Source organism: Campylobacter hominis ATCC BAA-381 (assembly GCF_000017585.1).
Lineage (GTDB): Bacteria > Campylobacterota > Campylobacteria > Campylobacterales > Campylobacteraceae > Campylobacter_B > Campylobacter_B hominis.
Genome location: NC_009714.1, coordinates 412,940 through 438,410, shown reverse-complemented (window position 1 = coordinate 438,410; position 25,471 = coordinate 412,940). Strand labels below are relative to the sequence as shown.

Sequence of the window (25,471 nt, the reverse complement as noted above, 5' to 3'; positions counted from 1 at the left end):
TTGACTACAATCAAATTTTTTAAATACTTTTTAAATACCTGACAGAATAATAATGTAAAACATATGATATTGATAAATATAAATTTCAATTTAAAATAAATTGTAAATTAACCTATTGTATTGTAAATTCACAATTCTTTTACTAATATTTTTAACGGATTTTAAAATTTCACCTTTTTCAAAAATTCTTTTATCCACATTTTTTTTGGTGTAATAATTTCGCTATTGCTGAAATTTGCAGCGTGATATACGGTAGCACCGCTTTTTGTAGCATAATATTTTATCAATGTCTTTTGCAAAAACGGTTCCGTACTTGGTATAAACCATGCATTATTTGAAATGGCAATCACAAATTTCGGATTATTTTGATAAATTTCAGGTCTTGTAGCTTCATAACAAATCGCGCTAGTAATATTTTGATCGAAAAGTCTATATGTACTTATTTTTTTTGCCTTTGCAAAATCCGGTGCGCCGTCAAAAAACAGTTCATTTATAAAATTTGCGGCAAAATCAGGAAACGGAATTTCTTCGCCGAAAGGAACGAGTATGAATTTATCGTATCGCTTCATTTCACCGCCGTCAAAAACATAGGCGGAATTGTATATTTTACCGTTTTCATAAGCTTCAGCTCCTGCAATTATGGTTATTTGCTCACTTTTTTTCTTTAAAATTTCACTTAAATAATTTTCATTATTCAGATAAAAAGCGAATGCGCTTTCAGGAAAAACTATAACTTTTTTATTTTTAAAAATCATCTCATCTATCAAGTGCAAATTTTCTCTTACGTTTAAAATCGCATTATTTTTATTCCAAATTTCGTCCTGAGAAATTTCTGTAGTTACAAGTGAAATTTCAAACGGTAAAAAATTAGCGTTTTTTTGTGAAATTTGAAGAGCAAAAATCAGACAAACAAAAATCCATAAAATTTTGAATTTCTTAAAATAATAAAACGCGCAAATTCCTGCAAAAACGGCTGAAATTCCCCTTAAATCAGGTTCAAAAATTCCAGGCATTAAAATAAGTTCCAAATTTAACCAATTAAATGAAAAAGGATGGAAAAACGCCAACCCGATCAGTAAAACTGAACGCAATATTAAATTTTTAAAATGTCCGCAAATCCTAAAAAATATGCCGTAAGCAAAACCGAAAAACAAAATTTCAAGAGGAATAGCATAAGCAAAACCGAAATAAATAAGACTGAAACTGACCCAATAAAACCATAAAATTCCTATGAAAAATCCGGTCCAAAAAAATATTTCACGATTAGAATTTAATAAGCGCAAAAGTCCATAAATAGCGATAAACGGTGATAAAAATTCAAGCCAAAAATTTTGAAAAAAAGCAAAAATCAAAAAATTTGAAATTAAAATGGAATAAAAAAAGCCTTTATTTATATAATTTAAGGTAAAATAATCAGTTATTAAATTTTTGACAAAGGATAAACATGCAACAAGGAAGCGTTTTAGGCTCATTATTACCTCTAATTGTTTTATTTGCAATCTTTTACTTTTTGCTTATAAGACCACAACAAAAACAAGCAAAAGCTCACAAAGCTATGATCGATGCATTGGCAAAAGGCGATAAATTAGTCACAAACGGCGGATTTAAAGCCACAGTCGTAAAAGTCGCAGAAGGTGATTTTATCACAGTTAAGCTTAATGATGACACTATTGTCGAGTTGGATAGAAATTTCGTAGCGAAAAAAATAGATGAATAAAATAACTTACAGGCTGATTGCATTTTTAATAGCAGCCGTTTTTTCGGTAATATTTTCTATGCCGTCAATTTTTCAATTTGAAAAAGGGCATAAAATAAATCTTGGGCTTGATTTGCAAGGCGGAATTCATATGCTTTTGGAAGTTGAAGTTGATGAAGCTATAACTTCAAAGATAAAATCTCTCGCAGCAAGTCTAAGCTATTCGGCTAAAAAAGATGATCTTTTACTTGACGATATAAAAATTGAAAAAAATTATTTTGATTTTTCTATACTTGATCCTGATGAAGCTCCAAAATTTGAAGCGATTTTAAAAGATATGAAAGGCATTGTTATTGATAAAAATGTACAAAATTATCATATCAGCTTAGATGAAAAAGAGATTGAAGCAACAAAAACTTATGCAGTAGAACAAGCGGTCGAGACGATAAGAAACAGACTGGATCAATTCGGTCTTGCCGAACCTACTATCGCAAAACAGGGAAAAGAGTATATTCTGGTTGAACTTCCGGGAATCAAGACGCAAGAAGATGAACAACGAGCAAAAGATCTTATTGCAAAAGCGGCTCACTTGCAACTGATGGCTCTTGACGATGTTCGCCAGGACAGAGCTCAAAGTATTTCAATGGTAGAAGCTAAAAGTTATGGAGATGTAATATATCCTGACGTAAAAAATGAAAGCGTAAAATACCTTATAAAAGAAATTCCTGTTTTAGACGGAGCAATGTTAACCGATGCAAAAGTTGCATTTGATCAAAAAACAAATCAACCGATTATAAATTTTACATTAAATAGTGAAGGTGCTAAAATTTTCGGCGATTTCACCGGAGAAAATGTCGGAAAAAGACTTGCAATAGTTCTTGACGGTAAAGTTTATAGCGCACCTAGAATAAATGAAAGAATAGGCGGCGGAAGCGGTCAAATAAGCGGAGGATTCAGTGTCGAAGAAGCTCACGATGTAGCAATTGCGCTTAGAAGCGGCGCACTTTTGGCTCCTGTAAAAATGAGCGAAATTCGTTCAGTAGGTCCAAGCCTCGGGCAAGACAGTATAGATCAAAGTATGGCGGCCTTAATGGGCGCAAGCGTTTTGATTGTACTTTTTATGATTTTTTATTATGGTGTGGCAGGAATTTTTGCAGATATCGCTCTTGTTATAAATATTTTGTTTTTGATAGCTTGTATGGCGCTTTTTGGAGCTACACTAACATTACCTGGAATGGCAGGAATTGTCCTAACCGTAGGAATGGCTGTAGATGCAAACGTAATTATAAACGAACGTGTGCGTGAAGTTTTAAGGAGTGGCGCAAATATAAAGCAAAGTATAGAAAAAGGCTACGAAAATGCAATGAGTGCGATAATTGATTCAAACCTTACCACGCTTATAACATCAATGGCACTTTATGCTTACGGCACCGGTCCTGTTAAAGGGTTTGCTGTTACTATGAGTATCGGTATCATAGCTTCCATGATAACCGCAATTTTAGGAACACATGGAATGTTTGAACTTATAATGGATAAAATGTTGAAAAAAGGAAGCACAAGACTTTGGTTCGGTTATAAAGTGAGGAAAGCATAATGCAAATATTTGATAAAGGCAAAATTTATAATTTTATGAAATTTCGCTACGCAGCATTTGCGTTTTCTGCGATTTTAATGTTGGGTTCTATGTTTTTACTGTTTTTTCAAGGTTTTAATTACGGTATTGATTTTAGCGGCGGAACGCTTATTCAAGTAAAATACGATCAAAAAGCCGATTTGGCGCTAATTCGTAAAACCATAAATAAAGTTGATTTTTTAAAAGATGCAGCTGTTACGGAATTTGGAAGCGACCAGGAAATCGTTATTCGCTATTCAAGTGCACATGATAAGGTCCAAGAAAATCTGAATGCAAAAATGAATGAAATTTTAAAACCGACAGGAAATTTTGAAATTAGACGTGTAGATGTCGTAGGACCTAAAGTAGGAGATGATCTGAAACAAAAAGGAATTATGGCTGTAGCCGTTTCTTTGGTGCTTATTTTAATTTATATAGCAGTGAGATTTGAATGGAGATTTGCAATTGCGGCAATTTTTTCGGAATTTCACGATGTAATAATTACAATAGGAGCAATAATCTTATTTAAAATAGATTTCAATCTTGAAATTTTAGCCGCCATTCTTACAATCTTGGGATACTCGCTGAATGATACAATAATCGTATTCGATAGGATAAGAGAGGGCATAAAAGAAAGCAAATTCGCAAAAATAAATGACGTCATAAACGAAGCCGTTTCAGCGACACTTTCACGTACAATTTTGACATCGTTCACAACTTTGATAAGTGTTGCTATTTTGCTGCTTTTCGGTGGAGATATGATTTATAATTTCAGCTTTGTAATGATGATAGGTATAGTATTTGGAACATTCAGTTCAACTTTTATCGCCGCACAAAGCTTAATTTGGTTTAAATTTGACGTCAACAAATACCGTGAGTTTTTAGCGGAAAAACAACGCAAGATAAGAGAAAAAGAAAAAATTCGTGCAATGTATGAAAAAGGCATGGTTTAAGGGGTTAAAATGAACTGGGGACGAATGACTTATGTTTTTTTATCGCTTATGGGTTTAACTACTTTAATAGGCTTTGTATATTATCAAAACGAGATGCTTTTATTTTTCGCAGCAAGCTTAAATGCGATTTCAACATTGTTGAAAATCGGCGTTAGAAGCCAACTTGCAGCCGAGCTTTTTGCAAGTTCGCTTGTAGCTGATTTACATTTGATTCCTGCTTTTATCATAATGATAATGAACTCGCATATTCCTGCTATTGTTGTTGCTCTAAGTATAGGAGCAGTGGTTGCAAATGTTTTTTCGCTTATTTTAATTGTCGTGGAATCCGCAAAAATGAAAGATGAATTTTAAGGGAATAAAATGTATGATAGCAAAAAATTAGAGTTAAAATGGCAAGAAATTTGGGATAAAGAGGGTATATTTGAACCGAAAAAAGATTATAATCTGCAAAAAAAATATATTCTTTCAATGTTTCCGTATCCAAGCGGAAGAATCCATATGGGACATGTCAGAAATTATACAATAGGCGATGCGATTTCACGATATTACCGTATGCAAGGCTATAATGTACTTCAACCGATAGGCTTTGACAGTTTTGGAATGCCTGCCGAAAATGCTGCAATAAAACACAAAATTCACCCTAAAAAATGGACATATGACAATATTGATTATATGACAAAAGAACTTTTTAGACTTGGATTTAGCTTTTCTAAAAATCGCATTTTAGCAACATCTGATCCGATTTATACAAAATTTGAGCAGGAATTTTTCATAAAAATGTTTGAAAAAGGGCTGATTTACCGAAAAAATGCTGTTGTAAATTGGTGCGAACAAGATCAGACCGTACTTGCAAACGAACAGGTTGAAGATGGAAAATGTTGGCGTTGCGGCAATGAAGTCGTGCAAAAAGAGATGCCCGGATATTATCTTAAAATCACATCTTACGCGGATGAACTTTTATCTTGCCTTAAAGATTTGCAAAATCACTGGCCATCGCAAGTTATCACAATGCAAGAAAACTGGATCGGTAAAAGTTTCGGTTTGGAATTTGATTTTAAATTTGATGATGAGAGCAGTAAAAAATTAGGCGGAGTAAAAAGTTTTAAAGTTTTTACAACGCGTCCCGATACAATTTATGGTATGAGTTACGCAGCTCTTGCGCCTGAACACGCCGTAGTTAAAGCAGTTTTGGAAAAAAATTTGGTTTCTAAAGAAACAGCTGATAAAATTAAGAAAATTTTAAACCAAAGCCCAAGAGAGAGACAGGCAAATGATAAAGACGGTGCATTCTTAAATCTTTTTGCAATTCACCCTCTTAGCGGCAAAAAAATTCCCGTCTGGATGGCGAATTTCGTTTTAGCAGAATATGGTGGAGGCGCTGTTATGGCGGTTCCTGCACATGATGAAAGAGATTTCGAGTTTGCACATAAATTTAATCTACCTATCATTCAATCAATCGGCGCAAAAAACGGTGAAAATGTTAAACTTCCTTATATAGAAAGCGGAATTTTAGTGGATTCGGCCGAATTCTCCGGACTTGAAAATGAAGACGCCAAAATGAAAATCATAGAAAAATTCGAAAAAGAAAAAATCGGGAAACGCGTTACAAATTACAAACTTCGTGATTGGGGAATAAGCCGTCAAAGATATTGGGGCGCACCGATTCCTATGATAAAATGCCCAAAATGCGGTCTTGTGCCTGAAAAAATAAAAAATTTGCCGGTAACATTACCTGATGATATAAAAATAACAGGCAAAGGAAACCCGCTTGATAAACATCCTACGTGGAAACATTGCACATGTCCGAAATGCGGCGCCGAAGCGGAGCGCGAAACCGATACTCTTGATACTTTTTTTGACAGCAGTTGGTATTTTGCGCGTTTTACAAGCGATGAAAATATGTGGCAAGAAAAAGGCATAGACGAAAAAAGTGCTAATTATTGGATGAATGTCGATCAATATATCGGCGGAATCGAGCATGCTATACTTCATCTTCTGTATGCGAGATTTTTTCAAAAAGTTTTAAGAGATCTTGGATATTTACGAGATAGTGAGCCGTTTGCCAATTTGCTAACGCAAGGAATGGTTTTAAAAGATGGCGCAAAAATGAGTAAAAGCAAGGGAAATGTCGTAGATCCGGATGAGATTATAGAAAAATACGGCGCGGATACGGCGCGCCTTTTTATACTTTTTGCAGCTCCGCCGCAAAAAGAACTCGAATGGAATGACAGTGCCGTTGAAGGAGCGTATAAATTTTTAAACCGTCTTTACGAGCGAAGTCAAAACGTGCAAAAAACACGTGAAATTCCAAAAATAGATCAAAGCTCACTTAATAAAGCCGAAAAATATGCAAGACTTAAAGTATATGAAGCACTTCAAAAATCAAGCGAAGTTTATGAAAAAACTTTTGCTTTCAATACCTTAATCGCTGCTTGTATGGAAGCGCTGAATGCACTTAATGCGCAAGAAAACAGACAAATTTTAACTGAGGGATATTTTATAATATTAAATCTTTTAGATCCGATTGTTCCCCACATCGCTTGCGAACTTAGTGAAAATCTATTTGGTAGAGCCAATTTTACACCGATTAAAATTTTGCCTGAAGTTTTTGAAAAAGATGAGATTAGGTTGGCCGTTACAGTAAACGGCAAAAAACGTGCCGAAATTGAAGTTGCAAGCGATTTAAGCCAAAGTGAAATTTTAAAAATCGCGAAAGAGCAAGTTCTTAAATGGCTTGAAAACAAAAAAATTATAAAAGAAATTTATATTAAAAACAAGCTTGTAAATTTGGTAGTGAAATGAGAAAAATATTAGCTTTATTTATCCTATTTTTCGTGCTTGGCTGCGGATACAGACCCATTTCAAAAATCACGCACAATGTTTTGCCGCAAAATATTTATGTGGACGTATTGATGAGTAAAACCGATCCGCAAAATACGGTTGCTATAAAAGACGCTGTAAAAAAAGGCATTGTCGAACGTCTTGGACGCGAATTTAGCGATAAAAAAGCGGCTGATAGTTATATTATTGTCAATATAAAATCTTTAAGATTTACAGAATTAACTTACGATCAATTCGGTTACGTAACAAGCTACCGCGCGAATTTAAGATTAAATTTCAAAACAAAACTGTCTGACGGTGAAATTTTCAGCACCGATACTGTTGGAGATTATGACTTTAGAGTAAGCAAACTTGTCAAAAATGCCCGAGACGCAAACAGTGTAATAAGTGACAAGGATAGATATAACGCTATTGAAAATGCCTCTAAACAAGCATTTGATGAGTTTATCTCAGCGCTTGCCGTTAGAGGGCTTAAAAATTGATTGACTTTTTAAGTTACATAAACTCAAAGCCGATGTTTTACAAAAAGATTGACTTTGAGCGCTTTCCACGTATTTTTAATTTTTTAAAAAATAAAATCCCGCCTCTTAAAAATGTAACGCAAATCATAGGCACAAACGGCAAAGGAAGCACCGGAAGATTTCTAGCTCAAATGCTTATGCAAAAAGGCGCCGACGTCGGACATTACACAAGCCCTCATATTTTCAGTTTCAATGAACGTTTCTGGCTAAACGGCGAAGATGTAAGCGATGAAAAACTGCAACAATCGCACGAAATTTTGCAAGAAATTTTAGGCGAAGAAATTTCAAATTCTCTTTCATATTTTGAATATGCCACGCTTTTAATGTGGATTTTGTTTTTAAAGTGCGATTATTGCGTAATTGAAGCAGGAATGGGCGGAGAGTTTGACGCTACCAGCGAATTTCATAAAAAACTAAATCTTTTTACGCCGGTAGGACTTGATCATATGGCGATTTTAGGCGACAGTATCGAAAAAATCTCGCATACTAAATTTATAAAAATGGCACAAAATGCGATTTTAAACGATGAAATGAATGAAATTTCAGTAAAAATCGCAAAAGAGATTGCCGAAAACAAGAATGCAAAGTTAAAATTTCCGGCTGAAATTTTAACCGGCAATGAAAAGGCTGAAATTTCAAAATATATCAAAAAACAAAATCTTGCAAAATTTCAAATTTCAAATCTATCTCTTGCATTTGCGGGTGCGAAATTTTGGGGCGTAGAACCCAATCTTAAAACTATCGGAAGTTTAAAAATACACGGCAGAATGGAACAGATAGCGCCAAATATCTTTATAGATGTCGGACACAACGAACTTGCCGCAAAACAGATCGCAGACCATTTTGCAGGACAAAAAATAACGCTTATTTATAATGCTTTTTTGGACAAAGACGCGGCTTCCATCTTTAAAATTTTAAAGCCTATAATTAAAAAAGTTGAAATTTTTGAATACAAAAGCGAAAATAGAGAGCTGATAGGCAAAAAAATTGAAGATATTTTACATGCACAAAACATAAATTTCAATAAGTTTAAAAAGCTTGAAAACAACGAAATTTACTTGGTTTTCGGTTCATTTATGCTGGTAGAAAATTTCTTAAAATTTTATGGTTTTAAAGATGAATTTTCAAGCTAAAATTTTAATTTTTTCCATTATTGCGCTGATTTCGGTTTTGATATTTGCGGTTTTTAAATTATACACTCAAAATGACGATTTAAAAATTCTCGCACGCAGTCTTTACGAACAGAATTCCGCACTAATCGCACAAAATGCAAATCTTCTTACAAATAATAAAAATATCTCGAAAGAGCTGGAAAATACAAATGATAAATTTGCAAGCCTGCAAGTAAGCGCAAGTTTGAATCAAGCCAAAAATGAGTTGAAGGTAGAAAAAAAAACCGAAAAAATAAAAGTCGACAGCAACATCCAAAAAGATTTTTTGCGCTTCATTCCAAACGGCATGCCGCTTGATTTTAAAGGAGTTACAAGCGAATTTGGAAATAGATTACATCCTGTTTTTGGCAGTTATAAAGAGCATTTGGGAATCGATTTGCGCGCAAAACTTGGCACGCCTGTATTCGCCACAGCGGACGGATTTGTGGAATACAGCGACGATTCCGGTACAGGATACGGCTTTTTGGTAATTATCACACATAATTTTGGATTTAAAACAAAATATGCTCATCTTTATAATCAGCCTATAGTCGCACTTGGACAATTTGTGCGAAAAGGCGATTTAATCGCATATAGCGGTAATACAGGGCTTAGCACGGGACCGCATTTGCATTATGAAGTGCTGTTTTTGGAACGCAATTTAAATCCTTACAACTTTTTAATTTGGAACACCAAAAATTTTTCGAATATTTTTCAAAACGAAAGGAGAATTCCGTGGCAGAGCATTGCTGCCGCACTTTCTGCAAAATGATACAGTCAAAAATTTACGAATATTTTTCTAAAAACTCAAAAGAAATTTTAATTACGGAAAACGATAAAGAGGCTCAAATTTCAGATCAAGTGCTGAAATTTATAGGTTTTGAAACATTTGTCTTACCTGATTTCAGGGCATTACACGGTGAAGATTTAAGAAGTTATTATGACGAATTGATTTCAATAAGCACCGTACTTTCGGCATTTTATAAATGTAAAAATAAAAAAATCATTATTTCACCGATTAGAACTATTTTAAATAAACTTCCGGCAAAATCACAACTTAAATTTTTAAATCTAAAATTTGCGGACAAACTTGAAATTTCAAACTTTAAAGATGAAATTTTAAGAATCGGGTATTTGACAAACGATATCGTTCAAAGTAAAGGCGAAGTCAGTTTTCGCGGTGAAATTATTGATATTTTCGCGCTGAATTATGAAAAACCGATTAGAATTTTATTAAATGACGATGAAATCGAAAGTATAAGATTTTTTGACGAAAGCACGCAAAAAAGTGAACCGACAGAAATAGAATCAATAGAAATAGCGCCGTTTTTAGCAAATTTAAGCAAAGATGAGTTTGAAAACACAAATGAAAAAATCGCAAATTTCGATTCGGACGCGCTTATAAAAGATCTTTCCAGTCTCGGCTTTTGGTTTATTGACGGATTTATTGACTATTTGCAAAATTTCAGCTTCATCTGTTTAAACAAACTCGACACAAACGAAATTTTTAGCGAGCGAAATTTGGATTTTTTAAATCAGGCTGAAATTTTACCTGAACCGAAAAAGTTCAAAGATTTGGTTATAACACCAAGTGCGGAGTTTTTTGAATTTCATAAAGACGCACAAATCACGCTTATAGCGCGAAATTCCGCTCTTATAGACGAATTGAACATTTCAATTTCGCCAAATATCAAAATTTTACGTGAAGACTTAGTCGTAAATCTTATCTCAAATGACGAAATAATTATATCTCTTAATAAATTTAAAGCAAAAAAAAGAGTCAGAAAAAGCTCACTTGCTGTTGATGAGCTTCAAATAGGCGATTTCGTAGTACATGAAAACTACGGCGTTGCGAAATTTGCAGGTCTTGAACTTATAGAAGTTCTTGGCTCAAAAAGTGAATTTGTGGTTTTGGAATATTTCGGCGGCGATAAATTACTGCTTCCTGTGCAAAATTTGAACTTAATCGATCGCTACATCGCAAGCGGCGTGGCTACGCTTGACAAACTCGGTAAAACCGGTTTTGCAAAGATCAAAGAAAAAGTGCGTGAAAAACTTTTTGCAATCGCTTCAAAAATCATTCAAACAGCAGCAGCCAGAGAACTTGTGCGCGGTATAGTAATAGAAAATAATACACCTGAATACGCAAAATTTTTAAGCAGCGCAGGATTTGAATACACAAAAGATCAACAAAATGCAGTAAATGCGATATTTACAGATCTGAAAAGCGGCAAAGTTATGGATAGACTGATTAGCGGCGATGTAGGTTTCGGAAAAACGGAAGTTGCGATGAATGCAATTTTTGCATGTATCAAAAGCGGCTATTCCGCGCTGTTTTTCGTGCCTACGACACTTCTTAGCGCTCAACACTACGCCACATTAAAAGAAAGACTTACTCCTTTTAAAATTCAGGTTTTTCGCCTTGACAGATTTACAGGCGCCAAAGAAAAAGCTGAAATTTCAAAAAAAATAAAAGACAAAATTCCTATCGTAATCATAGGAACTCACGCGCTTTTAAACATGGAAGTCGCAAATCTTGGGCTTATTATAATTGACGAAGAGCATAAATTCGGTGTAAAACAAAAAGAAAAACTCAAATCAAAATCCGCCGCTTCACACGTTTTAAGTATGAGTGCTACTCCAATTCCGCGCTCGCTCAATATGGCTTTAAGCTCTTTAAAAAGCTACAGCGTTCTTTCGACGCCGCCGCTTGATAGACTTGATGTAAGAACATTCGTAAAAGAGCGGGATGAAAAAATCATTAAAGAAGCGATTATGCGTGAAATTCGCCGTGGCGGACAAGTATTTTTCGTGCATAATCATATCGCTACAATTGAAACTTGCAGAAAAAATTTACAAAAAATCGTACCGAATCTTAAAATTTTGATACTTCACTCACAAATTGACGCAAAAACTACAGAAAATGAAATTTTGAAATTTGAAGCAGGTGAATATGAAATTTTACTATGCACAAGTATCGTAGAAAGCGGAATTCATATGCCAAACGTAAATACAATTATTGTAGAAAATGCAAATAAATTCGGCATTGCAGATCTTCACCAACTGCGCGGACGTGTTGGTAGAAGCGCAAAACAAGGGTTTTGCTATTTTATGGTAGAAGATAAAACAGCACTTAATGAAGATGCCATAAAGCGTCTTATAGCGCTTGAAAGCAATTCGTTTTTAGGTTCCGGTTCAGTGCTTGCTTATCACGATCTTGAAATAAGAGGCGGTGGAAATTTAATCGGCGAAGCACAAAGCGGGCATATAGAGGCAATCGGATATTCACTTTATATTAAAATGCTTGAAGATGAAATAAATAAACTGATGAATAAAAAAACGCAAAATAAGGATGTAGAGCTAAAAATTGCCGTAAATGCTTTCTTAAACAGCGATTTTATACGAGAGGATCGATTGAGACTCGATCTTTACAGAAGACTCAGCAAAGCCGAAACCGTTTCACAGGTTTATGAAATTTTCGGCGAAATTGAAGATAGATTCGGTAAAGCCGATATTTACACAAAACAATTTATTGATTTGATGATTATTAAAATTTTGGCAAACAGTCTTAATATCAAATCAATTACTTCTGCAGAACAAAATATATTAATAACATATGCAAACGGCGAAAAAATGCGTTTAAAATCAAGCAGCAAGGACGATGATGACGTTTTAGCCGAAATTTTGATATATTTACGAAAGGAAAATAAAAAACATGGACTGGAGTAAAAATTGGGTTGCTGTTTTTAGAGCGAAAAACAAAAATTTAAGAGCTGTCGAAAAAGATGAAATTGATTTTGTGGATATTAACGCACTAGTAGGACTGAAATTTCAAAAGCAGGAACTTTTAAAGAATACGGAAAATTTTATCTTAGGAAACGGTGCAAATCACGCACTTCTATGGGGCGAACGCGGATGTGGCAAATCAAGTCTTGCAAAAGCTGTTTTTACAAAATTTTTCTCACGAAATCTTCGCGTAATTGAAATAGGCAAGGACGATTTGGAAAATTTGGTTGATATTTTGGATGAAATCAGGCGAGAACCTTTTTATTTCATCATTTTTTGCGACGATTTAAGTTTCGAGCAAGGAGATGACAGTTATAAACATTTAAAACCGCTGCTTGACGGAAGTATGCAAAAAGCGCCGAAAAACGTGCTGATGTATGCGACTTCAAATCGCCGTCACATCGTAAGCGAATATATGAAAGACAACCAAAATATCGAAGTTACCAACGATGAAATCCACTATAAAGACGCTGTTGAAGAACGAATTTCGCTTAGCGACAGATTCGGCTTACAACTTAGTTTTTACCAAGGAAATTTTGAAGAATATCTGCGAATCGTGGATAATTATTTCAGCAATTATTTAAATTATAATGATATCAAAAACTCGGATGAAAATGAACGTGAAAATTTTGAAAAAAGACGCGAAAATTTACATAATGAAGCAAAAAAATATGCAATGCTCCGAGCAAGTCGCAGTGGACGGACAGCAAAACAATTTTATTTAGCATATAAAGAGATTTTTTATTAATGAAATTTTTTATACTTAATTGAACTGATAATAAAATTTTTTAAATATTAACAAAAAAGGAAACAAATGAAAATAGGATTTATAGGCGATGTAGTAGGCTCTCCTGGAAGAGATGAACTTAAAAAAAATGTTAAATTTTACAAAGAGAAACTCGGTCTTGATTTTATCGTGGCAAACTGCGAAAATGCAAGCGGCGGATTCGGGCTTAGCGCCAAAAATTCCGGTGAAATACTTGAAAGCGGCATAGACGCAATCACAGGCGGTAATCACAGCTTTGACAAAAAAGACATTATTTCTTTAATGAACGAACTTCCGATAATTCGCCCTTATAATCTTTACGAAGCACCTGGGCGCGGTGTTTTAAATCTAAAAAAAGACGACAAAAATCTAAGCATAATAAATATGCAAGGAATAATCGGCTTAAATATAGCTAAAAATGCTTTTTATGAGATAGATGAAGCTATAAAAAAGTGCGAAAGCGAGAATATTTTAGTGGATTTTCACGCGGAAATGACAAGTGAAAAAATGGCTTTTTTTTGGGCTAATAAAGGCAAAGTTTCCGCTATTTTAGGCACTCATACACACGTAGGCACGGATGATTTACACATAAATGATGGCACGATTTTTACATGCGATGTGGGACTGACAGGAGCTAGAGAAGGAGTAATCGGAATGGACGCCGAAGCTTCAATAAACGGCTTTATAACAGGGCGCAAACAAGCTTTTAACGTAAATAAAACTTATAAAACGATTTTTCAAATGGTAGTTTGTGAAATTTTGGAAGGAAAGGCGGTTTCCGGCTTTAAAATTCGCCTGATAGACGATAAAGAATACATAAACGAGGCTTACAATGACTGATCTTTTTTTTACTCTTTATGAAAATGCGAGCGTGAAAAATGCACAATGGTGGCCAAATTTCGGCACTTTTGAAGTTGTGATAGGCGCTATTTTGACGCAAAATACAAAGTGGCAAAACGTGGAAATTGCTCTTTGCAATTTAAAAAATTACGATGCGATTAATTTAGAAAAAATTGCTGCCATGCCCCGTGAAAAGCTTGCTGAACTCATAAAACCAAGCGGATTTTACAATATGAAAGCAAAACGTTTGCAAATGCTTTGCACCGCAATTGCAACTGATTTTGGAGATTTTGAAAATTTTAAAGATTCTGTATGCAGAGAATGGCTGCTTTCTCAAAAAGGTGTAGGCGCTGAAAGTGCGGATAGCATACTTTGCTATGCTTGCGAGCGTCCGGAAATGGTCGTAGATAACTACGCTTTAAAAATTTTAGGAATTCTTGGATACGAGTTTGAAAGCTACGATGAAGCAAAAGAATTTTTAAGTTCGTTGGATTTTGAAAAAATTTATACAAAAACTGGTTTAAGTGATGAAAATTCAGTATTTTCGTTATATCACGGACTTATCGTTGAATTTTGCAAAGCACACTTAAAAGGCAAAATTTTTGATGACTTTGCGCTAAATTTATTTAAAAATTTTAATTGAAATTTTCCTAAACCAAGCGCTAAAAAATTTAAAATATAAATTTTATATCTCTTTTAAATAATAAATACCGCTTTAAATAATTTAAACATAGTAAAATTATATAATAAATAATTATTCTCTGTTATTATTTAAATTTCATCTTTGATTATTTTTTTATTTTTTATTGTTGTCTTTTTTTTGATTTTTTTTATCTGTATCTTTTTTATTAATTTCATCTTTTAACTTTACCTGCTTTTTTCAAATCTTTAACACATTCTTTATTTACATTAAGTGCAAATAAACTTATCGCCAAAGCGAGCAGTGCTATAATAAGTTTTTTATATTTATTTCCTTTTATTAAATTTTTTTTGAAATTCTAATAAAGTTAAATTTAAAAGACAACCAAATCATTAATATTGTTTATAGAATTGTGTGAAGTAGATTTACTTTTGCTATCATTTTGCTATTTATCTGTTTTGATATAATGTATGTCTGCGTGATGTTGGATTGCATATACCATTTCTGCGACTATTGCCGGATTTGTAGCGTGTGCAATTAACGCGTTTATTTTTACATCTGAAAGAGAACTAATATCTTATATGTGCACCATTAATTACAATTTTACTATTAACTATCTATGTATCGGAAGTTAAGCTAATCCAAATTATAGATAAGGTAAATTGCGGTCTTACAATAACAAACAGTTATCAAGGTGTCAATGTTAAATCACAAATTATAACAAAGACTATTATGAGTGTAGCAACGAAAGATAATATAAAACAATAGATAATAGTGATAATATAGTCATTTGCAATCCAAAAGCCCAAGTGTTAAATGGCGATTTGGCATATATACTTCACAAAGAGAGTGCCATTAAAATATATTTATAAGGACAATAACAGCATATACACAATCTATCTATGTAAATCAAGAAAGACGTTTCTTTACACAACAACAGTAATATCTGACAATACAGAGCTTTTATCAAATCTAACATATGCAAAAGTAATCCAAATTGTAAAGATAGAAATAAATAATAGAAAAGTAAGATTAAGAGGTATAGGTAAGTGTTAAATAGTTTTTATCTTTATCTTTTTGATTTTCTATAAGGTAAGAATTAACAGAGCCGTATTTTTGCCATAATCACAGTCTGTTTCTTGATATAGAATTTTTAAGTTATTGATTGCAAGTACCAGACTGTTTGTCAACTAAATAAAGTTTTGGAGTTTGGTTTTAAGATGAGAGTATTTTTAAATTTTATTTATCGTTTGAGATATTAACGTCTTGTGTTGTAAAATTTGATAATTTTTTACCACTTTGAATAAAATCCATTTTAATTCGTCTAAATAAATTACATATTCATTTTACTAATATTTGCTGTTTTGTCCTTATTATCAAATATTCTTTTTTCAGCAATCTCATTTATTTTACACCAGTCATTTTCCTTATATAGGTCTATATTATTATTTTTAAGTAAAGAGTATAAATACTGCTGTTATTTCGCAAAGCATAAGGCCAAATTTCCAATTCATCATCATTTATTGTGTAATTTTTCCAATCTTTGTCAAAATTCACAATAATCTCCTTTTTAGATCTGTCATTTTTTATCTTTTATAAATTGTATTTTTTTATGATTTCTTTTTGTGCAGTATATAAAATTTCTTTGCACTCATTATAAGTTTTTTCTTTTGAATACTATTCCTAAATTTTGTATGTTAATATCCAAAAAATTACATAGATTTTAATTTTTGGTATTTTCATCAACAATCCATCCAACATTTTTGAAGTTATTTATATTTTCAACTCCAACGCACAAAATCTTTAAGCACTCCAACTCGTCTCCACTTATTTTATAATTCATTTGCAAGCTCTTCTTTTCTCACATAAACCTTTGAAAAAAATATCTATAAGCCCAAACATAGACATTTTTAACTAAGTCACTACACTCAATATAAACTAAGCTTAAATTTAGCAGTTCGTTCAAACTTAACTGTAAGCAGTGTAAATTATAGTTAAATAACTGCACTTAAATTTAACTAACTTCAAATTTTCAATTTCACATCAAAATTTATACAAATTAACAATTTTAAGTTAAACATCTAATACTAAAAACAGCCATCATTTTAGTAAAATTTCTTACTCTTATGCATTTGGAGTTTATAAAAACACTATCTAGCAAAAGTAGTGATGGCTTTATGTTTAAAATTTATAGCATTAATCGGGTTTGATAGTAGCAGACAAACTTAAATTGAAGATGTGTAAACTAAGCTTAAATTTAAACAGGTCATTTATAAATTTAACCGCACAAATGTCAGCTAAATCTAAATAAATAAACAATATTAATGCTACAATGCTATCATGATTAATTTTAAAAACTTATATACAATTTTTATTATTATTTTTTTTATCAATATTGTTATTATCAGCAGTACTGTAACGCTAGAAAGACAAAGTCTAAAATTCATAAAAATCGCAATAAAACAATAACTATTACTACAAAATATCACATCTAGCTATTTTAGATTATTGCAAAAAAAAACGCGCCTTGACAGAACCCCTTAAAGCACTTCAAAAAAATATAAATGTAAGTCCAAAATCGCACCTATACCATTTTTATACAGTTTTCAAATCCAAAACCTGATTCGACAACAGTTGAATTCATGCTTTATAACGATGTTAGTTTAAATCAAAGCATATTTTGATATTTATGTGGCTTATTCCATTTCGTTTTATAATCTCTATCAACGAAAAAGATTTTTATGTCAGCTTTATAATCCCTGTCAACCATATACCAAAGCGCATCACCATTTGCTTTATAATCTCTGTCAACAATGAAAACCAATAAATCCGCTTTATAATCTCTATCTACTTTAAAAACCTTAAATTTTGCTTTATTTTCAGAAACTACACAAAGTTTTGCCATTGTTTCCTCCTTAAAAATGATATACCTAGATGATGAGATTATATCTCTTCAAACTTGAAAAAAGCATAAAAATTAATTTAAAAAATAATGACAGATAGGTGATAATCTACTTAAAAAAATCTTATTAAAACCATATTTATAACAAAATTTTATTAAATTATATTGAGATCTAAAGCAAAATATATCGGCTTTGACTTTTTTAAAATTTTTATATATTTAAAACTCAAACTATATTATAGATACAATTTCTAAAAAACCACAGACACCTTAACACTACAAATTTAAAGTGTCTATACATTTTAAAGCCTATAGGAAGTTATATTATCTAATAAAATAATAATATTTATAAAGTTATTTCTTGCTATCTTTAACCTCAATATCTTCTTTTATTGATTCAAATTTTTTATCACCTATGCCTTTTACATTTTTAATATCTTCTATTTTTGTAAATTTATTTTCTTTTCTGTATTCTATTATAGCTTCTGCTGTAGTCTCTCCAATACCTTTAAGAGTCATAAGCTCTTCCTTGGAAGCAGTGTTTATATTGACTGCTGCAAATAAAAATGAAAAACTAAAGATAAGTAGTAAAAGTAATTTTTTCATAATAATCCTTTAAATTAAAATTTATTAATATTAACTACGAAGATTTAATAAATGATTAACATAGAAAATTATAAAAATGTAGTATAAAAACACACTCCGCAACGACCTACTTTCCAACTGCGAGTAACACAGAGTATCATCAGCCACGATATGCTTAGCTTCTTGGTTCGAAATGGAGCAAGGCGTTTCCATATCTGTATAGTCACGGAGCAATGTTAAATAAAAGAATTCTGTTTTTATATTGCTTTTTACTGTTTATTAATTATTTTAATCTTTTTAAATTCTCTTATTAAACACTGCTTTTTATATTGTTAAAAGTCCATTCGCTGTTTTAATAATTAAACAATTGTTTTGATTTATTGTTATTGTTTTTTATCCTTAACAAGGAAGTGATGCTTAATAAGATAAGCAAACGAGCTATTAGTACCGGTCAGCTAAATGACTTACATCAATTACACACCCGGCCTATCAAACTTATAGTCTATAAGAGCTCTTAAAAGAAGATTAATCTTGGAGTCGGCTTCGAGCTTAGATGCTTTCAGCTCTTATCACATCCCGGCTTAGCTACTGGGCTATGCTCTTGGCAGAACAACCCATACACCAGTGGTCAGTTCGACCCGGTCCTCTCGTACTAGGGTCAACTCTCCTCAATCTTCTTACGCCCACGGCAGATAGGGACCGAACTGTCTCACGACGTTCTGAACCCAGCTCGCGTACCGCTTTAAATGGCGAACAGCCATACCCTTGGGACCTGCTCCAGCCCCAGGATGCGATGAGCCGACATCGAGGTGCCAAACCTCCCCGTCGATGTGAGCTCTTGGGGGAGATCAGCCTGTTATCCCCGGGGTACCTTTTATCCTTTGAGCGATGGCCCTTCCACACAGAACCACCGGATCACTAAGACCGACTTTCGTCTCTGCTCGACCTGTATGTCTCGCAGTTAAGCTGGTTTATACCTTTATACTCTACTAGCGATTTCCAACCGCTATGAACCAACCTTTGTAAGCCTCCGTTATTATTTGGGAGGCGACCGCCCCAGTCAAACTACCCACCAGACATTGTCCTACATAAGGATAACTTATGCTAGTTAGCTAATCGAATAAAGAAGAGTGGTATCTCACCAATGGCTCACTATAAACCGGAGTCTATAGATCAAAGCCTACCACCTATCCTGCGCATCTTTATCCAAGTAGCAGTGTCAAGCTGTAGTAAAGGTCCACGGGGTCTTTCCGTCTTGCCGCGGGTAGGAGGAATTTTCACCTCCACTACAATTTCACTGGATCCCTCTTTGAGACAGCTCCCATCTCGTTACGCCATTCATGCAGGTCGGTATTTAACCGACAAGGAATTTCGCTACCTTAGGACCGTTATAGTTACGGCCGCCGTTTACTCGGGCTTCGATCAAATGCTTTGGATTACTCCTGACATCATCAATTAACCTTCGAGCACCGGGCAGGCGTCACACCCTATACATCCACTTACGTGTTAGCAGAGTGCTGTGTTTATGGTAAACAGTCGGGAGGGACTCTTTGTTGTAACCTTCTTTGCTTATAGAGTAAATCTTTCACAAAGTTAGGCACACCTTATACCGAAGATACGGTGCTATTTTGCAGAGTTCCTTAAAGAGAGTTCTTCCACGCGCCTTAGAATACTCATCCCACCCACCTGTGTCGGTTTACGGTACGGGCAACATTATCTAAACTTAGAAACTTTTCTCGGCTCGATAGTATCATGGGTTCTTACGCTACTCCGAAGAGTTTTGTAAGCCTTTTAGATCTCGGATAAAAAGTTGCGGATTTGCCTACAACTTAACCTACATCCTTAGACTAAGTATTCCATCACTTAGCCCCATTAACTTTAAGCGTCCTTCCATCGCACAATAATGTTGGTATCGGAATATTAACCGATTTTCCATCGCATACCCCTTTCGGACTTTGCTTAGGACCCGACTAACCCTACGATGACGAGCATCGCGTAGGAAACCTTGGGTTTTCGGCGTTAATGATTCTTACATTAATTATCGCTACTCATGCCTGCATGCTCACTTGTATATGCTCCAGCGCTCCTTACCGGTACGCCTTCAATGCTAAATACAACGCTCTTCTACCACTTACACTATTGTGTAAATCTACGACTTCGGTACTTATTTTAGCCCCGTTATATTTTCCGCGCAAAATCACTAGACCAGTGAGCTATTACGCTATCTTTAAAGGATGGCTGCTTCTAAGCCAACCTCCTGGTTGTTTAAGTAACTTCACATCGTTTTCCACTTAAATAAGATTTAGGGACCTTAGTCGGTAGTCTGGGTTGTTCCCCTTTCGACGACGGATTTTATCACTCGCCGCCTGACTGCTGTGATTACATTATAAGTATTCGGAGTTTGATAGGGGTTGGTACATTGGTGTATGCCCTAGCCCATTCAGTGCTCTACCCCTTATAATTACGACACAACGCTATACCTCGATATATTTCGAAGAGAACCAGCTATCACGATGTTTGATTGGCCTTTCACCCCTATCCACAAGTCATCAGGAGCCGTTTCAATGGCCGTCTGTTCGATCCTCCGCCGGTTCTTACACCGGTTTCAATCTGCTCATGGATAGATCACATCGTTTCGGGTCTGCAGCATCCGACTAAACGCCCTATTAAGACTCGCTTTCGCTACGGCTCCGTGTTTACTTAACCTTGCCGGACACCACAACTCGCAGGCTCATTATGCAAAAGGCAGTCCATCACCCTGATAAATCATAGGGCTCTGAATGATTGTAAGCAAATGGTTTCAGATTCTATTTCACTCTGATCACCTCAGTTCTTTTCACCTTTCCCTCACGGTACTTGTTCGCTATCGGTTTGGTAGTAGTATTTAGGGTTGGATCGTGGTCGACCCGAATTCAGACAAGATTTCACGTGACTCGTCTTACTCAGGATACCGCTAAGTAAAAAAGGGATTTCATATACGGGAGTATCACCCTCTATGCTCAACTTTTCCAAATTGTTCTATTATCCGTTTTTATTCTTTTATGCAGTCCTATAACCCCACTAGTAAACTAGTGGTTTGCCCTCTTACGCGTTCGCTCGCCGCTACTTGCATAATCTCAATTGATTTCTTTTCCTTTGGGTACTAAGATGTTTCAGTTCCCCAAGTTCGCTCCATATCAGGTGGTATATATCACTATATACCGGGTTGCCCCATTCGGAAATCTATGAATCAAAGCTTCTTGACAGCTCCTCATAGCTTATCGCAGTCTAGTACGTCCTTCATCGCCTCTACCAACCAAGGCATCCACCATTTGCTCTTAGTAGCTTACCTTTTTAGTTTATAAAGATTTAAATCTTTTAAACTATATATTGTTTTAGAATTTTAATATTTTATATTCTAATTTGCATCACTTCCTTGTTAAAGATAAATAATTTATAATATTTAAGCATTTGATTAAGACGGAAAGAGATTAAAAACATATAAATAAGTTTAAAACTTTATATGTCCGTTTTTTAATCTTTATCATAAAATTCGGATAACAAATGAATTTTATAACTTGCTTTAAAATCAACCGCTTAAAGCTTTAACAAGTTCCTGTAAAATTGTTTTATTTATTAAAACTTGATTGTGACTTTTAACAATGATAAATTAAATAACTTGCTTTTTTTGCAAAAGCGAAATGTAATTATACAAAAAAGAGCTTAAAGGGAAATTAAAAACAAAGAAATCTATGAAATTAAATTTAAAAAAAATCAAAAAAGTATAAAAATTTTGATATATAAGTTTTATAAGTAAAATTTTATATCACTTTCCAAACTATTCTTTATTTTGCATGTTTCATCGTCAAATTTTATATCAACTGTTAAATTATTTTTTATTAATTCTGCTATATAACTACAATTTTTAAGAAAAATAGGGTTATGCTTCCGCTACTATAAAAGTTTTACTTTTTTTCAATAAATTCATATAATAAATCTAAAATATTATAGATATCTAAATCATCCAGTCCACTAGTAGGCTCATCTAATCCATAAATTTCATTTTTTTATCGTTAAGTGCACTAAAAAGCTTTAATCTTTGATTTTCTCCTCCAGATAAACTTAAAATCGAAGTGTTTAATTTTAAATAATCCAGTCTAAGCTTACATAAAATATTTAAACTTTCAGCTATTTTTTGTGGAAATTTCAAAGAGGAAAGTTCTTTTATTGGCGAATTTAAGATTTCATATATATTAAGACCAAGAAATTTATTCTTCAAAATTTTATTATTAAAACCGCTTCCATTACAATACTTACAATCTTCATATATTTTTGTCCCATAATTTTCAAGATACGCTATCTTACCTTTTCCAGCACATTTTTTACAAATTAAATCTTTAAAAGAGTAGTTTTTTATATTTTTTGCAAATTCGTCTTTAATGTAAGCAAAAAGCCCGCTATATGTTGCAACCGTCGAATTAACATTTGCCCTAATCGACTTTTGAGAGATATATTTATATCCTATTAGTTTTTCAGGTAAAATTTCTCTAAGAATAGTACTTTTACCAAACTCCGGACATTGAGCTTATGCCAGTTAAAGACCCTAATCTTATTTTAAGAGCATCATTAAATTTAATTTTATCTGAATTTAAATCTATTCTAAGTGTTTTTTTACTTTCAAAAAATTTTCTTTTAAAATTTGAATTAAAATTTTTCATATACATTTCTTTTGGTACAATTTCTCCTCCAAATTTACCACTTTTAGGTCCCAAAAAAATTGTACTGTCAGCAAATTTTAATAATTCTTTATTATAATCTACCGCAATAACTGTATTTTTTTTGTTAAATTTTTAATATTTTCACATAAAAGCTTACACTCCTTTGGATGCAATGAACTTGTCGGTTCATCCAAAATAATAAAAATATCATTTAATTTACCTAAAAGAAGTTTGGCAATACGAAGTCTTTGCAATTCGCCACCGCTAAGAGATGGAATAGATCTGCTTAAATTTAAATGTCCCAATCCTAAATTTATACTTTTTTGTATAAATTTCCTTAAATTTTCTAAAGATAACTCATCTTTAAAAATTTTTAAAGCAAATATCTCACTACAAAGCCTATTAAAATCAAATAATAAAAAATCTTTTAAAAAAAATCCGTCCTCAAAAGATAAATTGAATAATTTTTTATCTAATCTTGCACCGTTACAAAAGCTGCAAGGAATTTTTTTCATAAACTTTTCGTATCCATTGATTTCTTTTAATTCTGTTAAAATTCCACGATAAACCGATGTTTTGACTCTATTTGATGAATTGATTTTATAATTTATTTTATATTTTATATCACCTAAACAATTTAAAAGTTTGTTTTGATCTGTCTCATTAATATCAAAAAATTTTGAATCATTATTGATATTTAAATCTTTTAAATGTAAATTTAGAAGTTTAGTATAAAAATCACTGTAACTATTTTTCCATGGCAAAAAAGGATTGTCTTTTAAAAGTAAATTTTCATCTACTATCTTCTTCAAATCTGGAATTAATTCGTAACTCGACCCTAAACATCTTCGACAAATATTTTGAGAATTTAAAGTTATTATATTTTTAATTTCGCCTTTTAAAATTCTAAAAAATACTAAATTTAAAAAATTAGAAAAGCCAAAATACGAAATTATGGTTGACCGTGGATTTAAGTTAAAATTTAATTGTTTTAAGCCAGCACTAACACAAATAAAATCATAAAAATCTATTTCGTATTTACTAGAGATAAAATTATCACTTGTTAAAATTTTATATTCACTATCACTTATAGCATAAATCGTATCAAAAGCAAGACTTGACTTCCCACTACCACTACGGCTATACAAATAAGACTATTTTTGGTATGTTCAAATCCAAATTTTTTAAATTATTTGTTCTTATACCGCGATATATAGCTTTATTCATGATAATTCGTCATTTACTAGTTTTTCGTAAATTCTTTTCTTATATTTATCGTTACAAATAGGTTTATTCATATTATTACAATGATTTAAATTATCTATCCTACAACCACCGGAACAAATAAATTTTAATTTACATTTTTTACACTTTAACATATTATCTACATTTGTATCTTTATTTAATTTATTAAATCTCTCTATTAGTTCTTTAGAGGAAATATTTTTATTGCAAAAATAAGAATTATTAGATAAATTTAATGATTTTGAAATAAATTTAGGTGCTTAGTAGCCAAAATTCTTATTTTAAAAAATTAAAAAATACTATGAAATGTCTCAAAATCAAATAAAACATATTAGTAACTAATAAAAATTTAATGTTTAGTAAAAATTAGTAAATGAGTATGAATAAATATTATAGAACCATACAAAGATTAGTTCTGTGTATAAACCGCATTTCTATGTAAAAAACAATAAATGCTATTGAAAGCGTCTAATAACTTAATTGAATTAATTATGCTAAATAAAGTTCAATACTGCAAAAATGAGTTTACAGATAGCAAAAATCATAAATAAAAATTTTAGTGATACTTCAAACATATAAATTTATATAGAAACCATTATAAGTTAAAATTTAGTCACAATTAAGCATAAAATCATTTAATTAATATTTTTGTCTTAAAAAATATATAAACAGGAGAAATTTAATGAAATATTGTGAAAATTATGAAATTAGTGTAATTTATCTTTTCAATATAATCAACTGGTGGGCCTGATAAGACTTGAACTTATGACCTCACCCTTATCAGGGGTGCACTCTAACCGGCTGAGCTACAGGCCCTCTTTATATATCTTTTTGTTATAGATTTTCTATTTTTATTAAAGCATAAAGCTTAATTTTTAGAAAATCAGAATAAAATAATAAATGGTGGAGAATAGCGGGATCGAACCGCTGACCTCCTGCGTGCAAAGCAGGCGCTCTCCCAGCTGAGCTAATTCCCCGATGTTTACATAATATCTGATTATTTTATTGTATTTTAATTATCGGTTATTTTAAGAAGATTATTATTCTTATAAGTTTCATTGTTTTTATTATATTTTCGGTTTTTGTCTGTTTGTTTATTGATTTGTGTTTTTTTATTTATCTGTCTGTTTCGTTGTTGATAAAAACAATCGGGATTATATATGTTTTTATTTTTAATTTTAATTTGCTCTTTTTAAATTATTCAATCTCTGAAAACTAAACAAGGATGATTGAGAT

Annotated in this window: 19 protein-coding genes, 2 tRNA genes and 2 rRNA genes; 12 read left to right on the top strand and 11 right to left on the bottom strand. The window is 32.6% G+C overall.

Annotated elements, in window-relative coordinates:
- Positions 1-161 precede the first annotated feature (161 nt).
- Entirely contained in the window at positions 162-1,472 is a 1,311-nt protein-coding gene (locus CHAB381_RS02295; RefSeq protein ID WP_041570462.1) for an apolipoprotein N-acyltransferase, read from the bottom strand.
- Here CHAB381_RS02295 and yajC point away from each other — a divergent pair.
- The 12 genes from yajC to CHAB381_RS02235 all read left to right on the top strand — a co-directional run bounded on the left by yajC (position 1,445) and on the right by CHAB381_RS02235 (position 14,809).
- The gene (yajC, locus tag CHAB381_RS02290; RefSeq protein WP_012108350.1) at positions 1,445-1,717 is read left to right on the top strand and encodes a preprotein translocase subunit YajC; all 273 of its coding nucleotides are present in this window, start codon (positions 1,445-1,447) and stop codon (positions 1,715-1,717) included. The genes CHAB381_RS02295 and yajC overlap by 28 nt on opposite strands.
- Positions 1,710-3,290: a protein translocase subunit SecD gene (gene secD, locus CHAB381_RS02285; protein ID WP_012108349.1), complete on the top strand. Its 1,581-nt coding sequence runs from the start codon at positions 1,710-1,712 to the stop codon at positions 3,288-3,290. Before yajC ends, secD begins: the two co-directional genes overlap by 8 nt.
- Positions 3,290-4,261 carry a protein translocase subunit SecF gene (gene secF / locus CHAB381_RS02280; RefSeq protein ID WP_012108348.1) on the top strand — a complete coding sequence of 324 codons (972 nt, stop codon included), beginning with the start codon at positions 3,290-3,292 and terminating at the stop codon, positions 4,259-4,261. The genes secD and secF overlap by 1 nt, the downstream gene beginning before the upstream one ends.
- Before the next feature lie 9 nt (positions 4,262-4,270).
- Positions 4,271-4,612, top strand: coding sequence for a DUF6394 family protein (locus CHAB381_RS02275; RefSeq protein WP_012108347.1), 342 nt, complete (start codon positions 4,271-4,273; stop codon positions 4,610-4,612).
- 9 nt (positions 4,613-4,621) lie between these two features.
- Entirely contained in the window at positions 4,622-7,063 is a 2,442-nt protein-coding gene (gene leuS / locus CHAB381_RS02270; RefSeq protein WP_012108346.1) for a leucine--tRNA ligase, read from the top strand.
- A complete protein-coding gene (gene lptE, locus CHAB381_RS02265; protein ID WP_012108345.1) occupies positions 7,060-7,584 on the top strand; it encodes an LPS assembly lipoprotein LptE in 525 nt (174 codons plus the stop codon). Before leuS ends, lptE begins: the two co-directional genes overlap by 4 nt.
- Positions 7,584-8,756, top strand: coding sequence for a bifunctional folylpolyglutamate synthase/dihydrofolate synthase (locus CHAB381_RS02260; protein ID WP_370445527.1), 1,173 nt, complete (start codon positions 7,584-7,586; stop codon positions 8,754-8,756). Before lptE ends, CHAB381_RS02260 begins: the two co-directional genes overlap by 1 nt.
- Positions 8,740-9,546, top strand: coding sequence for a M23 family metallopeptidase (locus CHAB381_RS02255; RefSeq protein ID WP_012108343.1), 807 nt, complete (start codon positions 8,740-8,742; stop codon positions 9,544-9,546). The genes CHAB381_RS02260 and CHAB381_RS02255 overlap by 17 nt, the downstream gene beginning before the upstream one ends.
- The gene (locus CHAB381_RS02250) at positions 9,546-12,503 is read left to right on the top strand and encodes a DEAD/DEAH box helicase (RefSeq protein ID WP_041570579.1); all 2,958 of its coding nucleotides are present in this window, start codon (positions 9,546-9,548) and stop codon (positions 12,501-12,503) included. The genes CHAB381_RS02255 and CHAB381_RS02250 overlap by 1 nt, the downstream gene beginning before the upstream one ends.
- A complete protein-coding gene (locus CHAB381_RS02245) occupies positions 12,490-13,308 on the top strand; it encodes an ATP-binding protein (RefSeq protein WP_012108341.1) in 819 nt (272 codons plus the stop codon). Before CHAB381_RS02250 ends, CHAB381_RS02245 begins: the two co-directional genes overlap by 14 nt.
- Positions 13,309-13,374: 66 nt before the next feature.
- Complete coding sequence (locus CHAB381_RS02240) at positions 13,375-14,166, top strand: TIGR00282 family metallophosphoesterase (RefSeq protein ID WP_012108340.1); 792 nt, start codon at positions 13,375-13,377, stop codon at positions 14,164-14,166.
- The gene (locus CHAB381_RS02235; RefSeq protein ID WP_012108339.1) at positions 14,159-14,809 is read left to right on the top strand and encodes a 3-methyladenine DNA glycosylase; all 651 of its coding nucleotides are present in this window, start codon (positions 14,159-14,161) and stop codon (positions 14,807-14,809) included. Before CHAB381_RS02240 ends, CHAB381_RS02235 begins: the two co-directional genes overlap by 8 nt.
- A 2,665-nt stretch (positions 14,810-17,474) precedes the next feature.
- Here CHAB381_RS02235 and CHAB381_RS02230 read toward each other — a convergent pair.
- The 10 genes from CHAB381_RS02230 to CHAB381_RS02190 all read right to left on the bottom strand — a co-directional run bounded on the left by CHAB381_RS02230 (position 17,475) and on the right by CHAB381_RS02190 (position 25,212).
- Positions 17,475-17,711 carry a DUF6150 family protein gene (locus CHAB381_RS02230; RefSeq protein WP_012108336.1) on the bottom strand — a complete coding sequence of 79 codons (237 nt, stop codon included), beginning with the start codon at positions 17,709-17,711 and terminating at the stop codon, positions 17,475-17,477.
- A gap of 351 nt (positions 17,712-18,062) precedes the next feature.
- Positions 18,063-18,314 carry a ComEA family DNA-binding protein gene (locus tag CHAB381_RS02225; protein ID WP_012108335.1) on the bottom strand — a complete coding sequence of 84 codons (252 nt, stop codon included), beginning with the start codon at positions 18,312-18,314 and terminating at the stop codon, positions 18,063-18,065.
- Between the two features lie 93 nt (positions 18,315-18,407).
- A 5S ribosomal RNA gene (gene rrf / locus CHAB381_RS02220) occupies positions 18,408-18,524 on the bottom strand.
- 190 nt (positions 18,525-18,714) lie between these two features.
- Positions 18,715-21,624, bottom strand: a 23S ribosomal RNA gene (locus CHAB381_RS02215).
- Positions 21,625-22,317: 693 nt separating this feature from the next.
- Positions 22,318-22,551: a P-loop NTPase family protein gene (locus CHAB381_RS02210; RefSeq protein WP_041570461.1), complete on the bottom strand. Its 234-nt coding sequence runs from the start codon at positions 22,549-22,551 to the stop codon at positions 22,318-22,320.
- A gap of 283 nt (positions 22,552-22,834) precedes the next feature.
- Complete coding sequence (locus CHAB381_RS02205; RefSeq protein WP_012108334.1) at positions 22,835-22,990, bottom strand: hypothetical protein; 156 nt, start codon at positions 22,988-22,990, stop codon at positions 22,835-22,837.
- A 98-nt stretch (positions 22,991-23,088) separates the two neighbouring features.
- Positions 23,089-24,138 carry an excinuclease ABC subunit UvrA gene (locus CHAB381_RS02200; RefSeq protein WP_041570459.1) on the bottom strand — a complete coding sequence of 350 codons (1,050 nt, stop codon included), beginning with the start codon at positions 24,136-24,138 and terminating at the stop codon, positions 23,089-23,091.
- A gap of 75 nt (positions 24,139-24,213) precedes the next feature.
- Positions 24,214-24,414, bottom strand: coding sequence for a hypothetical protein (locus CHAB381_RS09185; protein WP_408610328.1), 201 nt, complete (start codon positions 24,412-24,414; stop codon positions 24,214-24,216).
- Between the two features lie 560 nt (positions 24,415-24,974).
- Positions 24,975-25,051 (bottom strand) — tRNA-Ile (locus CHAB381_RS02195).
- 85 nt (positions 25,052-25,136) lie between these two features.
- A tRNA-Ala gene (locus tag CHAB381_RS02190) sits at positions 25,137-25,212 on the bottom strand.
- Between the last annotated feature and the right edge of the window lie 259 nt (positions 25,213-25,471).

Excerpts from the sequence above, each read along its gene's own strand:
- yajC (WP_012108350.1), top strand. The coding sequence starts at position 1,445 with ATGCAACAAGGAAGCGTTTTAGGCTCATTATTACCTCTAATTGTTTTA.
- CHAB381_RS02295 (WP_041570462.1), bottom strand. The coding sequence starts at position 1,472 with ATGAGCCTAAAACGCTTCCTTGTTGCATGTTTATCCTTTGTCAAAAAT.
- secD (WP_012108349.1), top strand. The coding sequence starts at position 1,710 with ATGAATAAAATAACTTACAGGCTGATTGCATTTTTAATAGCAGCCGTT.
- secF (WP_012108348.1), top strand. The coding sequence starts at position 3,290 with ATGCAAATATTTGATAAAGGCAAAATTTATAATTTTATGAAATTTCGC.
- CHAB381_RS02275 (WP_012108347.1), top strand. The coding sequence starts at position 4,271 with ATGAACTGGGGACGAATGACTTATGTTTTTTTATCGCTTATGGGTTTA.
- leuS (WP_012108346.1), top strand. The coding sequence starts at position 4,622 with ATGTATGATAGCAAAAAATTAGAGTTAAAATGGCAAGAAATTTGGGAT.
- lptE (WP_012108345.1), top strand. The coding sequence starts at position 7,060 with ATGAGAAAAATATTAGCTTTATTTATCCTATTTTTCGTGCTTGGCTGC.
- CHAB381_RS02255 (WP_012108343.1), top strand. The coding sequence starts at position 8,740 with ATGAATTTTCAAGCTAAAATTTTAATTTTTTCCATTATTGCGCTGATT.
- CHAB381_RS02245 (WP_012108341.1), top strand. The coding sequence starts at position 12,490 with ATGGACTGGAGTAAAAATTGGGTTGCTGTTTTTAGAGCGAAAAACAAA.
- CHAB381_RS02240 (WP_012108340.1), top strand. The coding sequence starts at position 13,375 with ATGAAAATAGGATTTATAGGCGATGTAGTAGGCTCTCCTGGAAGAGAT.
- CHAB381_RS02235 (WP_012108339.1), top strand. The coding sequence starts at position 14,159 with ATGACTGATCTTTTTTTTACTCTTTATGAAAATGCGAGCGTGAAAAAT.
- CHAB381_RS02230 (WP_012108336.1), bottom strand. The coding sequence starts at position 17,711 with ATGGCAAAACTTTGTGTAGTTTCTGAAAATAAAGCAAAATTTAAGGTT.
- CHAB381_RS02225 (WP_012108335.1), bottom strand. The coding sequence starts at position 18,314 with ATGAAAAAATTACTTTTACTACTTATCTTTAGTTTTTCATTTTTATTT.
- CHAB381_RS02205 (WP_012108334.1), bottom strand. The coding sequence starts at position 22,990 with ATGAAAAATTTTAATTCAAATTTTAAAAGAAAATTTTTTGAAAGTAAA.